The organism is Clostridium sp. JN-9 (assembly GCF_004103695.1).
Lineage (GTDB): Bacteria > Bacillota > Clostridia > Clostridiales > Clostridiaceae > JN-9.
The window spans coordinates 1,091,468-1,104,938 of the sequence record NZ_CP035280.1; the positions used below are offsets into that span (position 1 = coordinate 1,091,468).

Sequence of the window (13,471 nt, forward strand, 5' to 3'; positions counted from 1 at the left end):
TTTGCTATTACTTTGATTGCTGCAAAAGATTTATGCATATATATCCTTCTGAAAGATAAACTAACATAGAGTTCATTTTACAGGAGGTAAATTCAATGAGTGAAACTATATTAGAAAAAACAGAAGGCCGTGTAAGTTATCATGACTCTGTTGAAGAAATGCTTAAAAGAATAAGACAGGATGGAATGTCCAATGTTTTTGACAGATATGCATCTCAGGAAAAAATAAGATGTAAATTTTGTCTGGAGGGATTAAGCTGCCAGCTGTGTTCTCAGGGTCCCTGCAGAATTAATCTAAAGGGAGAGCAGCAAAAGGGAGTATGCGGTATAGGCCCAGATGGTATGGCAATGAGAAATATGCTGCTTAGAAATATTATGGGAGCAGGTACATACAGCCACCATGCCTATGAGGCTTTCAGAACATTAAGGTCAACAGGGCAGGGAAAAAGTCCTTTTAAAATAAAGGATACTGAAAAACTAAAATGGATGTGCGGCAAAGTTGGTATTAACACAAATCAGGAAATAAATAAAATGGCTGTGGAGTTAGCTGATTTCTTAGAGGCAGAAATGGGAAAAGACGTGGATGAACCAAGTGTAATGGTAGATGTATTTGCTCCAAGAAAAAGAAAACAGGTGTGGAAGGACATTGGAATTTATCCCTCAGGAGTAGTTCATGAGGAGCAAAATGCAGTATCAAGCTGCTTAACCAATGTGGATGGAGATTATGTATCTCTTGCAAAGAAAGCCTTATCATTAGGATTAGCTACAATTTATACAGCTCAGATAGGACTGGAGATGACACAGGATATACTATTTGGAACTCCAGCTCCACATGAGGTAAATGTGGATTTGGGAATAATGGACCCTGATTATATAAACATTGTATTTAACGGACATCAGCCATGGCCTGGAGTTGCTACTCTGCAAAAGGCAAAGGCACCTGAGGTACAGGAAAGAGCAAAGGCAGCAGGCGCAAAAGGACTCAGAATAGTTGGTTCCATTGAAACAGGTCAGGAGCTTCTGCAAAGATTTCCAATAGATAATGTATTTGTTGGACTTATGGGTAACTGGCTCACCATAGAACCTCTTTTAGCCACAGGAACAGTGGATGTTATGGCAATGGAAGAAAACTGTTCACCTCCTGATATAGATCAGTATGCTGAAAAGTATCAGGCAACACTAGTTGGAGTAAGCACAATAATAGGATTGCCGGGACTTAGTCATATGTTTCCCTATGATCCTGCAAAGGTGAATGAAACTGCTGATAAGCTAATAGATTTAGCCATAGAAAATTTTAAAAAGAGAAAGGATAAGATTGTACCAAAGGTTCCAAAGATAACACAAAAGGCTATAGCTGGATTTTCTACGGAAGCTGTTTTAGGTGCCCTGGGTAATAAATTAGATCCATTAGTAGATGTAATGGCAGCAGGAAAAATTAAAGGAATAGTGGCTCTTGCAAACTGTTCTACACTACGAAACGGGCCTCAGGACTGGAATACAGTAAACCTTGTAAAGCAATTAATTAAAAAGGATATTTTAGTTGTGGCTGGAGGCTGCGGCAACCATGCACTGGAGGTTGCAGGGCTATGTAATTTAGATGCAGTAAATATAGCAGGTGCAGGGCTTAAACAGGTATGTAATATGTTGAAAATTCCTCCTGTTTTAAGCTTTGGAACATGTACTGATACAGGAAGAATATCCATGCTTGTTACTGAACTTGCTAATCATCTTGATGTGGATATTCCTGACCTTCCTATTGCAGTAACTGCACCTGAATGGATGGAGCAGAAAGCAACAATAGATGGCATGTTTGCTGTTGCTTATGGAGCTTATACACATTTATCTCCAACTCCATTTATAACAGGTGCCAGCAAGCTTGTAAAACTCCTTACAGAGGATGTGGAAAAACTCACAGGCGGCAAGGTTGCCTTAGGAGATAACCCTATAGAAGTAGCCAACAACATTGAATCACATATATTGATTAAAAGAAAAGCAATGGGACTAAGCTAAAAATATAATGAGGGTACTAAATTATTGCACCAAAGCAACAATTTAATACCCCCATCAACTCTAAACTCTCAACTATTAGTTCTTACTTCTTACCTCTGAACTGTTAACTGTTAACTCTAAACTTTTAACTGAAGTCATTCCTGTCCTGCCTTTAAAGCTTCCACCATTGAAACTCTGTTGATTTTTCTTCTGCTAAGCAGCTTGGAAAGCTCATAGGTAAGGCATATTATTACAAATCCAAATATAGTATAGGCATAATTTATTTTAATTGGCATGGATATTGTCATATCCTTTGTAACTGATTTAAATAATGCATCCAAAGAAACAAGAAGAAGAGGAATTCCTAAAATATAACCAAGGATTACTATAAAGGTGGAGCTGTTTAAAATAAGAGAGTAAATTTCCTTTTTCCTATATCCAAGCACCTTCATAAGTGAAATGTTTTCCCTGTTTTCCTCAATAGTCAGGGATGTCACCACATATATTACAATAAGTCCGATTAAGAAGGACATAAATGATATGGCACCTATAAAGGACTGAAGAGGTGCTGTCATTGTATCAAGGGCCTTTTTCATATCATCTGAAGTTACCACTGTCTGTAACTTTTCTTCTGGAATATTAAGCTTTTCACTGCTCCATAGGCCCATATAGCTGCCTTTGGGGAAGTTAAGCGTGGAATTAAGCCTATCTAAAGGGACATAAATATACTGTCCAACGTAGGTTTCAGCAATACCATCTACTTTTAAACTGTATTCTTTTGAATCAAGCTTACTCACCACTGTAACTGTATCATCAGGCTTTAAATTAAGCTTGTCAGCCAGAGGCCTTGTTACAATTACCTTATCAGAATTTAATGTGTCACCTGATTTATCCTTAAAGGAAATATACTGAGAATTTTCACTTACGCCATATACTGCAAAGGTCAATTTACTGTTTCCTTTTGCAGATGATGGTATTTCTGAAAAAGCTTCACCCTTATCAGGTTTAGAATGCTGCATGGAATTAAATACATAGGTATAATTATATTTAAATGCATCATTGAAGGAGTCCTTCATTAAATAATCCAGTGAATTCTTTTCAGTAAAGCCCATTAAAAGAAGCATTGTCGCCATTATTACTCCAAGCAGAAGAAATACGCTTCTTGTAATGCTTCTAAGCTGTTCTCTAACCTTAAACTTAGTATTAAAACTTAATTTATTAAGCTTTAGATGTCTCTCAATAAAGCTTACCTTATCATTCTTTTTTCCGCCTCGCATAAGCTCCACAGGAGAACTTTTAAGTGATGCATTTATAACGAAATAGCTGCAGGTGATTAAAAATACTACTGGAAGAAGAACACTTACTGAAATATAAGTTAAGCTGTAGTCAATGGAGCTAACAGGCATATTAAAATAAGAAATCATAAAATTAATCATAGGTTTTAAAGTAATAATACCTAAAACAGTTCCAATTATTCCTCCTGAAAGTGATATACACAGCGGATACATCAGATAGTGCTTAAATATCTCCCTTTTCCTATAGCCCAGGGCATAAAGGGTACCTATAATAACAGATTCTCTTTTAAGCATCCTCCACATAACAATACCTGTTAATATGCATGTAAGAATTAATATCAAAACAGGTACAGACGAGCTCATGCTGCCAATGCCTTTAAGCTTTGCAGTTACATAGTTTACCCTAGTATTATCCGTAACATTCAGCCAGTTAAGAACTATTATGTTTTCACTTTTTAAATAATCCTTAAGCTGTGACATTCTATAATCTAAATTACTTTTATCTCCATTAAACCTTACAGCATAAGAGCTGTTGCCTTTATTAAGACTGTTAAAATCATCCCTGCTTAGTACTGCAATGCCAAAGCTCTTGGGGTCATTCATTATATCTGATTCTGATCTAAGTGGATATATATAATTTGGAAGAGAAACAAAGCCGCATATTTTGAATTTTTTATTATATATGTGTATACTGTCTCCAATGTTTAATTTATTAGCTTTAGCATAGGCAGGATCAATTAAAATATTATTCATGCTTAATGGCTTTCCTTCAGTTACAGCTGGTAAATCAACCTTTGAGTTTTCTCTGAATATCCTTAATGTTTTGCCATTTGAAACTGAATAATCAAGTGATTTTGTTTCCTCCATGCTTATATTGAACTTTGATTCCAAAGCATCTATATTATTGATTTTTTTATCAGCTGTAAAATTTGCATCCTCCTGATTATAATTTTTTTCAAAGGAGGCTGTTAAACCTGATAAATTAATTGAAAGTAAATTAAATAATGTAAAAAGAACACAGCTTAAAATAATGAGTACTAAGGAACCAGCATATTGAGATTTGCTTTCCTTCATAGTTCTCTTTATTTTCCTGTTTATAACCATTACCACTCAATCCTTTCTGCAGGTATAATTGTTTTATTAACAATGCTTCCTTCAATTTCTCCGCTTTTAACTTTGTATACTTTATTTGCCATGGCGCTTATAGCAGTATTGTGAGTTATCATAAGTATGGTTGTGCCAAATTCCTTGTTTACTTTCTGTATAAGCTTTAATATTTCTCTGGAGGTTAAAAAATCAAGGGCTCCAGTAGGCTCATCACATAACAGAAGCTTTGGATTCTTAATCATTGCCCTTGCAATTGATACTCTCTGCTGTTCACCTCCGCTTAATTCCCTTGGGAATCTGTTCTTTTTATCACACATTCCCACAGCTTTTAAAACTTCATCTGTATTTAGAGGATTCTTGCTTATATTTGAAACTACTTCAATATTTTCACCTACTGTAAGATTAGGTATCAGGTTGTAAAACTGAAAAATAAATCCTATATTATCTCTCCTATAATCTGTGAGTTTATTATCATTTAATTTTGTCACAACTATATTGTCAACAATAACCGTCCCGGAATCGCATCTGTCAATTCCTCCAATAATATTAAGAAGTGTTGATTTGCCTGATCCTGAAGGCCCAAGTATGACTCCTATTTCTCCTTTTTCAAGACTGATTTCTGCACCCTTTAAAACAGTTGTGGTGACGTCACCTGTAGTGTAGCTCTTTTTTAAATTTTCTACATTTAAAAACATTTGTTAACTCCTCCCCATGCCATTTTTCATTAATTCAATCATGGATTTAATTTCCTTTTCATATTCATCAAAGGGTTCATCTATTATTTCCTGACCCATGCTTTTTGCTCTGTTTATAATATATTCCTTAAATTTAAAGGATACTCCTGTAATATAAAGGCAAAGCAGTTTATCGTCTATATCTTCTCTTATATAACCATTTTTCTTACCCTGGTTTATAAAATTAAGTACATATTGGTCAGTAGCTTTCAAAATATAATCCATGGATTCATCCATTATATTTTTATATCTCCCTAAAAACACCTCCTGAATGAAAATAACTGCTTCTCTTTCTTCTCTCATTTGAACAATAATTTCTTTTGAGCTGTCATAAAGATAGTCAAATATATTAATGTTTTTATCAGGTGAGATAATGAATTTATTGTATTTTTTCATAAGCAGATCTATACACCACTGTATAGAGTAAAGAAAAAGTTCTTTTTTGTTTTCAAAATACTGATACATACTGCCTTTTGCCACTCCGGCAGTTTTTGAGATATCTCCCATATTGCTTTTTTCATAACCAAGGCTTGAAAATTTGCTTATGGCAGCTCTCATAATATTTTCCTGCTTTTCTTCGCCCAGATTTAAAAATGTTTCCTTTGGCATTTTAATTACCTTCTTTATAATAGTTTGTGACCTGCAGGTCATGTGACTTTATAGTCATAGTATATGACTGATGGGTCACAATGTCAATTAAAATTTAAAACCACCAGATTTCTTGACCAAGGTCAAATACTTTCCTTGCAGGATATATTATAATTTAAACAGATAGGGGGTTAATACACATGAATAGATGGAATCGAAAACTAAATCAATTCTTTAAAAAATATAATACAGCCTTTACATTTACAGCAGGTATACTTACAGTGTTAGGATATCTTGCAGAGCACCTAACTGATATGAGAGCAGCTGCAATTATTTGTTATGTTGCTGCCACAGTATTAGCAGGGCTGCCAATACTCTTTAGGGCAATTACAGGACTTAGGATGAAAGCTATTGGCATTGAAGTTTTAGTTAGCATTGCAGTATTTGGAGCAATTTTTATAGGAGAGTACAGTGAAGCAGCTATAGTGACATTCCTTTTCCAATTGGGAACATATCTGGAGCAGCGCACACTGCAGAAAACACGCAGTGCAATTCGAATGCTTACAGAAATGGCACCTGCCACTGCATGGAGATTGGAGAACCAGAAAGCTGTACCAGAGGAGGTAGATGTAGATGAAGTGGAAGAAGGTGACCTTTTATTTGTGAAAACTGGCGGGAAGGTAGCCGTTGATGGCATCATTGAATTTGGAGAAGGGTATTTAAATGAGGCAAGCATAAGCGGTGAATCCGTTCCAGCCCATAAGGTTAGCGGAGATCAGGTCTATGCCGGAACTATCCTTGACAGTGGAACATTACAGATGCGCGCAACCCGTGTGGGTGAGGATACTACTTTTTCGAAAATCATAGCTCTTGTAGAGGAAGCACAGGATGCTAAGTCTCCTGCAGAAAGATTTATTGACAAGTTTGCTAAATGGTATACTCCAGCAACCGTTGTAGTGGCAGCACTTGTGCTTCTCTTTACCCATAACCTGGATACGGCAATCACCGTTCTTGTACTTGCCTGCCCGGGGGCATTGGTAATAGGAGCACCTGTAGCAAACGTGGCTGGTATTGGCAGGGGCGCAAGAGACAATGTACTGCTAAAAGGCGGTGATAGTGTGACAACTTTTGCAAAGGTGGATACCTTCATATTTGATAAGACAGGAACACTTACCACAGGTTATCCTGATGTGACAAAGTTTTACAGCTACACCAAGGATATTCCAAGGGCCTTGAACATGGCGGCCAGTTTAGAAAGCACAAGTGATCATCCTTTGGCAAAGGCAGTTGTGAATTATGTAAAGAAGCAGAATATTACAGTTGAAGAGGCTGCTTACAGTGAAACATTGAAGGGACTTGGAGTTCGTGCTGACATAAGCGGTAATATGATTATGGCTGGCAGTTCACGGATGATGAGGGAACAGGGCATCACTCTAACAGAGAAGCAGCAGGGGGATTTACAGGAGGCAGCAGAAAGTGGAGCATCCACAGTTATGCTTTCTGACAATGGAAAGATTTTAGCGCTGTTTGCTATTTCTGATAAGATTAAGGACAACGCAGCAGAAACCATTGCAAATCTAAAGCGTCTAGGCATTAAAAAAACAATTATGCTTACGGGAGATAACCGAAAGACAGCAGAAGCAGTTGCAGCTAGGATTGGAATAGATGAAGTACAGGCAGAACTTCTGCCGGAAAACAAGCTTTCAGCAATGCAGAAGATACAAAAGGAAGGCAGAATAGTTGCATTTGTAGGAGATGGCATTAATGACGGACCGTCCCTTGCCGCAGCCGATATAGGAATTGCCATGGGAGGCGGAACAGATGTGGCTGTTGAGACATCAGATGTGGTTCTAATGCGCTCAGACCTTGAGAGCATCCCAGTGGCAGTAAAGCTTGCAAAAAACACAACTAGTGTTCTGCACCAGAATATAGTTATTGCCGTGGGTACAGTACTGCTGCTCTTAGTAGGGCTTTTTATGGGATATATCCATATGGCAAGCGGCATGTTCATACATGAAGCAAGTATCCTGGTTGTGATCCTGAATGCAATGAGGCTTCTTCATAAAACAAAGAAATAGCCATGACAAAAGCAGTTTTAAATATAATTACAAAAAGTTGATTAGCGTCAAATATTTTATGAACAATCCATGGTAAAATTATGATATAAATGAAAAGGAGTGGATTTTATATGAAAAAATGTACTATGCAGTTGGAAGAATTGGTTTGTCCTATGTGTGCACAGAAAATCGAGACTGCGCTTAAAAATGCTCCTGGAGTGGATTCTGTGTCTATCTTGTTTAACTCCAGTAAAGCCAAGGTGCAGTATGATGAGCAGATAACGGAACCTGAAAAACTTGCAGACACTGTCAGAAGCATAGGCTATGAAGTGTTGAAGCTCTCATAATAATTAAAAAAATACTATAAAAAGGCCGGTCACATAGGTTTTAACCCGGATATGACCAGCCTTTTTGCCAGGGGTTATTTAATCACTAGATTTTTCAAGGTGATAATTGTACCATTTGCTAAGTAATATTTTTAAGGAAGCAGCAGCAGGAACAGCAATAAGCATGCCAATAAGTCCCCCTGCATTTCCACCTATAAGAATGGCAAGCATAGTGAATACCGGATGCAGTCCTACACTGTCACCAACAATTTTAGGTGCTAATAAATTATTATCCACCTGCTGAACTGCAAGCATTCCAATAACTGCCCATATGGCAGTAATAGGTTGTCCACTTAATAGTGCCATAACTACTGCAAGAACAGTTCCCACCATAGGTCCAATGTATGGTATCATATTACAAATACCTGCAATAATTCCTATCATAACAGCATAATCTATGCCTATAAAAAACAGCACAATTGCAGACAAAATTCCTACCATGGAAGCCTCCAGTAATTGTCCTCTTATATAATTGCTGAAGGTATCATCTATAATATTGAATATTTCTTTTAATTTAGCTCCTGTTTTGCTTTCCCTAAATACAAGTGCAAAAATTTTATTCCATAGATTCAAAAAGTACTCTGAATCCTGTAATAAATAAATACTTAGTACTAATGATATAAGAAATAAAGCTATGTTGCTTAAAAGAGATACAACTGAACTTGTTAATGACACAATACTTGCAGAAAAATATGTCTGAATATTGCTGATGATTTCAGCTAACTTCTCATTTAAATTTCCAGGTATTGAAATGTTTAAGCTTTTCAATTTATCACTAATGGAACTTACGGATAAAGCTGAATTATTTAAATAGTTACTTAGATATCCTGTCATGGCAGATATGGTTACATTATTGGAAAGCTTTCCTCCAATCATAATATATATACCACTTAGAATTGCAATAAAAATTGATATTATAAGTGCATACATAATTAAGATCCCTATTGTTCTCCTGGAGGCCGGCTTTTTAAAAATCTTTCTGGTTTCCAGGAAATTTTCAATAAATCGTACGCCAGGCTTTAATAAATAAGCAATGATAAGAGCAATAATAAGAGGCTTTACAAGGTTTGCAATTGTGCCTAATGTATTAAATAACAGATTAAATATACTTCCTAAATTATTAAAAACAGATATACCAATATAGGATAAAATTATTGTTGCTGCGGCATATAAGCAGTATTTCAATAGTTTTTTATCTAAATTCATTTTAACCAGCCTTTCTCACTTTACAGAGATTAAATATTTAATTTAATTGCAGTTACTAACTATTATAATAAATTAATAAACATCGGTAAAGATTAATAATATGGAAACAGAGATTTAATAGTATCTTAATGTTATTATGTCAAAATTAAAAACAGTTACAGTAATTAAATGAATAAATATAGACAGAGTGTAATATTAGAGCTAAAGTGAATATAATCAAATTATTAGATTAGGAGAAATAAATAATGTCTAAAGATGAACATAAAGAAAATAAGCTGAAGGTTAAAAGTTTAAATAATAAAGAAATCGCCCACAAAGGTTTTGAACTTGGAATATTGTTAAAATGTATAGATGGAATTTTAGAGATTATAGGCGGATTCCTGCTGATGTTTTTAAATCCGAACAGATTAAATAAGCTGGTAGTTTTACTAACTCAGCATGAGCTGTCTGAAGATCCCAGGGATAAGATTGCCAGATACCTGATAAATTTTAGTTCTAAATTTACTGTAAGTACTCAGAATTTTGGAGTTTTTTATCTCATTTCACATGGGCTTATAAAGCTGGTTTTGGTGTTTTTATTATGGAAGAGAAAGATATGGGCTTATCCAATTACTATTATTTCCTTTGTGTTGTTTATTGTATATCAGCTCTATCGCTATACAATATATCATTCAATTTTGTTAATAGCACTGTCTGTTTTCGATGCAGTAATGATAGTTCTAACTATCATTGAATATAAGAGAATTAAGGATAAATTTAAAAAATAAAAAAACAACTCATATGGAATTTTAGAAAACCATATGAGTTGTTTTATTTTATTTGCCAGCTATAGACACATTGAATATTTTCAATGCTTTTGGTCCTTTGAAATTATTTATCTGCTGAACTTCACTGGATAAAATCATATTGCTATGAAAATCCTTCATATTTCCGGATACTGACCCGCCGGTAATAGGCGTTGTACTATTTCCATCATGGTACCATCCAAGTCTTATCTCTCCTCCGAAGTCTCCTGTTATAGAATCTATCTGAAAATCTGAAAATGCTGTAAGCTCAACATATTTCTCATTTTTTAAATCATTATAGCTTTGAGATCCAGGTGAAACCACATAGTTCATAATATTGCCTGTAGGTTCAACACCTAAATAATAGCTGTGCCTTATATCCCCAATGTAACTTTTTAAAATTCCATTTTCATATAAGCAGGTTTTCTTAAGCAGAACTCCATCGCTGTCACAGGGAGTGGATAGGGTAGAGCCTTTTAACTCAGGATCAAGTACAATGCTGATTTTATCACCAGTTACATTATCTCCCTGAACATTATCTCCCAGCTTTAAGCTTGATGTCCCATTATAAACTGATTCAGCCTTTGCCTTATCATAATAATAGGATAGAAGAGTTTCTACAGGTGAACCAGTAAATATAACGTCATAATTACCTGAATTAAGGCTGTCATAAGCCTTGGCTCTCTGCTGGCTTAAATACAGCATTTCATCTGAAGCATTGCTTATTAAGTTTTCATCAAAATCAGAGAATTTAATGTTCTTATATAATTCTATTTCTTCTTTTTCCTTCCAGTTAGTAACAAATTCAATCATGGCATCATAGCCTTCGAAATATTCATCTACCCCATTTGAGGTTATTATTCTGGTATATGTTTTATTTAAAAAAATCTCAGAAGAATTTATCCAGCCCTTTTCCTTGTTATCATTTTTATATAGGGCTCTTGACATGTCACCCATCCAGTGGCATATATCATTTTCTTTAAAGTTGCTTTGGCAAGGGTATTTCTTTTTAATGTTTTTAACATTAATTTCATAGTATTCATTTTTAATAAAATTACATGCCAGTGCAGCATCTAAAATGGCTGACTTAATTTCATCCCTATTCATTGTTGGGTGGATTTTTACCAGAGAAGACCCCTTATATTTTTTGCCATTATCTTCAAAATCTTTGTACACTGTAACTGTATAATGAGTAACGTCTTTACCTCTGCTTAAATCAAGGGCTTTTTTAATAAAAAACATTTCGCAGGAGACAGTTCCTGTTTCAATTATTTTATATTGAGAAATTTTACATTCCTTAAGCACATCTTCAATAATATTAGAAAAATTGCTGTTCATTATCCTAACCTCGCTTTCCCTTTAATGTATGGCCCTCCGCAGGATACCTTTACGTATTCCTTATAGCCTTTTCCACATGCTCCCGATCCGCTGAGATAAACCTTTTCAGACACCATTGATATAGATTTGAGCAGATCAGGCACATATCCTGTCATAACTATTGGGGATACATAATTGTCCGTAAGCTTACCGTCTTTTATTTCAATGCCGTACTGCACCATACACTGAATTCCCCAATTTTTAGGATCTTCCATGCCGCTCATTGGACAGTCAATAAAATATCCATGTTTTATGGAGGCTATCATATCAGAAAGCTTATCTTTTCCTGGTTCAAAGAATGTATTTGTCATTCTTGCATAGGCTTTTCTTTCAAAAGACTGTCTTTTTCCATTTCCTGTAGGAGTGGTTTTAAGATAAAGGGAAGACTGTGTATCTGATAAGCCAGCTTTTAAAATTCCTTTATCAATAATAACCGTATCTGTACCAAGTACGCCCTCGTCATCAAAAAGGTATGAGGAAACTTCCTTTGCAGATTTTGCACCGTCTCTCATGGTTACAAGATTTGATGCAATCTGCTTGCCCATGTAATTCACTGCCAATGCTCTGTTTTTAACGAACATATCCATTTCCACACCATGACCAAAGGCTTCATGTGCAATAATTCCTGAAACATCAGGAGAACAAATTACATCGTACTCTCCAGGTACAATCTGCTTTGCATCCAGCAGCTTTTCTGTGGTATGAACTAATTTATCCACTTTTTCTTCCATTGAATCTATAAGCTCAGTACCATAAAGTCCTGAGAAAGGCTGATAACAGTATTTAATATTGTCATCTTTTTTTACTAAGGTAACTATACCACCTTCACTAAAAATATAGGACTGCATTAAATCCTTTTTATTTGATATAAATATTTTGGAAACATGTACATGCTGATAATTAACTATGCAGTCAAATAAAACATCAGAAGCTGCAGAAGCCTTATCCTTAACAGCAGTCATTTTTTTTATTATAGCTTCACTGCCTGTGATTTCTGGAATAACCCCAACTTCTCCAATATAACTTTCCGTTAATTCTTCTTCATTTATCAGCGGGTAATTATTGATTACATTTGTGTTATTTACCTGTCCAAGCTGTTTTAAAATATTGCTTTTGATTTTATCTGCAAGCAATTGTATATTTCCCTGCGGGATTTCATTAAATGAAAACTCAGAATAATTAATCCCGTTATAAATTTTAACTACAAACCCTCTTTCATTCCAAAATGAATCCTGAAAGTTTATTCCTGTTTTTCTTATGGAATAAATTTTACCTGATACATCAGTTCCTAATACGGAAACATATTTAAAGTCTTTTGATAGAATATCAACTAACTTTTTTATTTCAGGTTTTGTTTCCATTAAAAAATGTGACATGTTTACTTTCATGAATTTACCCCCTCGTCTTTAAAATAATGTGTATGGTAATATTTTACCATTGTTTTGCCAATATTTCATCCTTTTTTAGGTTTTTTAGGGGATTTTTTAGGGGACGGTTAAGCTGAAATTTGCATTTATTTTGGGGGACGGTTAATTAGAAGTTTACATTTATGTTGAAATCAGCGGTAAGAAATTTATTGAAAATACTATAATTAACTTTACTTTATTTTTATAAGTGATATACTATATATGTTAAATAAAATTAAATTGCATATTATATGATTAAAAATTAACAAATATGTGTCATAATTAATTTATAATCATAATATAATATAGTATATATTAAATATGGGGAGTGTATATTATGAAAAACGGTAAAACTGTAATTCCTGAGAAAATATTAAAGGAGTTTGATGGTCTGGTAAAAGAGGCTGGAGTTTCAAAGCAAGAATTTCTAAGTTATATCTCTAAATTTTATAATATGGACAAAAACAATGATATTGATAAAATTAACAAGGATGCATATTATGACAGCTTTATAGCTTAAGCTGATAATAGGGACGGTTAAT

Annotated in this window: 11 protein-coding genes; 5 read left to right on the plus strand and 6 right to left on the minus strand. The window is 34.7% G+C overall.

Translation table 11 applies throughout. From position 1 onward, the window contains the following. Window positions 1–95: 95 nt before the first annotated feature. The gene (gene cooS / locus EQM05_RS05240) at window positions 96–2,009 is read left to right on the plus strand and encodes an anaerobic carbon-monoxide dehydrogenase catalytic subunit (protein WP_128749060.1); all 1,914 of its coding nucleotides are present in this window, start codon (window positions 96–98) and stop codon (window positions 2,007–2,009) included. A 134-nt stretch (window positions 2,010–2,143) separates the two neighbouring features. Here cooS and EQM05_RS05245 read toward each other — a convergent pair whose 3' ends face one another. Genes EQM05_RS05245 through EQM05_RS05255 form a run of 3 tightly spaced genes read right to left on the minus strand, consistent with a single transcriptional unit; the run spans window position 2,144 to window position 5,733 of the window. Further along, window positions 2,144–4,387, minus strand: a complete 2,244-nt coding sequence (locus tag EQM05_RS05245) for an ABC transporter permease (protein ID WP_128749061.1) — start codon at window positions 4,385–4,387, stop codon at window positions 2,144–2,146. Further along, the gene (locus tag EQM05_RS05250; RefSeq protein ID WP_128749062.1) at window positions 4,387–5,085 is read right to left on the minus strand and encodes an ABC transporter ATP-binding protein; all 699 of its coding nucleotides are present in this window, start codon (window positions 5,083–5,085) and stop codon (window positions 4,387–4,389) included. The genes EQM05_RS05245 and EQM05_RS05250 overlap by 1 nt, the downstream gene beginning before the upstream one ends. A gap of 3 nt (window positions 5,086–5,088) precedes the next feature. After that, window positions 5,089–5,733 carry a TetR/AcrR family transcriptional regulator gene (locus EQM05_RS05255; protein ID WP_128749063.1) on the minus strand — a complete coding sequence of 215 codons (645 nt, stop codon included), beginning with the start codon at window positions 5,731–5,733 and terminating at the stop codon, window positions 5,089–5,091. A gap of 179 nt (window positions 5,734–5,912) precedes the next feature. On the opposite strand from EQM05_RS05255, the gene EQM05_RS05260 reads away from it, so the two are divergent. Both EQM05_RS05260 and EQM05_RS05265 read left to right on the plus strand, forming a co-directional pair. Next, window positions 5,913–7,790 carry a heavy metal translocating P-type ATPase gene (locus tag EQM05_RS05260; RefSeq protein WP_128749064.1) on the plus strand — a complete coding sequence of 626 codons (1,878 nt, stop codon included), beginning with the start codon at window positions 5,913–5,915 and terminating at the stop codon, window positions 7,788–7,790. 110 nt (window positions 7,791–7,900) lie between these two features. After that, window positions 7,901–8,116, plus strand: a complete 216-nt coding sequence (locus tag EQM05_RS05265) for a heavy-metal-associated domain-containing protein (protein ID WP_128749065.1) — start codon at window positions 7,901–7,903, stop codon at window positions 8,114–8,116. Window positions 8,117–8,194: 78 nt separating this feature from the next. On the opposite strand, the gene EQM05_RS05270 is transcribed toward EQM05_RS05265, so the two are convergent. Continuing rightward, window positions 8,195–9,361 (minus strand): AI-2E family transporter, encoded by a 1,167-nt coding sequence (locus tag EQM05_RS05270; protein WP_128749066.1) that lies wholly within the window; start codon window positions 9,359–9,361, stop codon window positions 8,195–8,197. A 245-nt stretch (window positions 9,362–9,606) separates the two neighbouring features. On the opposite strand from EQM05_RS05270, the gene EQM05_RS05275 reads away from it, so the two are divergent. After that, window positions 9,607–10,128: a DUF2127 domain-containing protein gene (locus EQM05_RS05275; RefSeq protein WP_128749067.1), complete on the plus strand. Its 522-nt coding sequence runs from the start codon at window positions 9,607–9,609 to the stop codon at window positions 10,126–10,128. A gap of 48 nt (window positions 10,129–10,176) precedes the next feature. On the opposite strand, the gene EQM05_RS05280 is transcribed toward EQM05_RS05275, so the two are convergent. Both EQM05_RS05280 and EQM05_RS05285 read right to left on the minus strand, forming a co-directional pair. After that, complete coding sequence (locus EQM05_RS05280) at window positions 10,177–11,484, minus strand: metallopeptidase TldD-related protein (RefSeq protein ID WP_128749068.1); 1,308 nt, start codon at window positions 11,482–11,484, stop codon at window positions 10,177–10,179. Then, on the minus strand, window positions 11,484–12,911 hold the full coding sequence (locus tag EQM05_RS05285) for a TldD/PmbA family protein (protein WP_128749069.1): 1,428 nt from the start codon (window positions 12,909–12,911) through the stop codon (window positions 11,484–11,486). Before EQM05_RS05285 ends, EQM05_RS05280 begins: the two co-directional genes overlap by 1 nt. Window positions 12,912–13,266: 355 nt before the next feature. Here EQM05_RS05285 and EQM05_RS05290 point away from each other — a divergent pair, with 355 nt between their 5' ends. Next, on the plus strand, window positions 13,267–13,449 hold the full coding sequence (locus EQM05_RS05290; RefSeq protein ID WP_128749070.1) for a hypothetical protein: 183 nt from the start codon (window positions 13,267–13,269) through the stop codon (window positions 13,447–13,449). The last annotated feature ends 22 nt before the right edge of the window (window positions 13,450–13,471 follow it).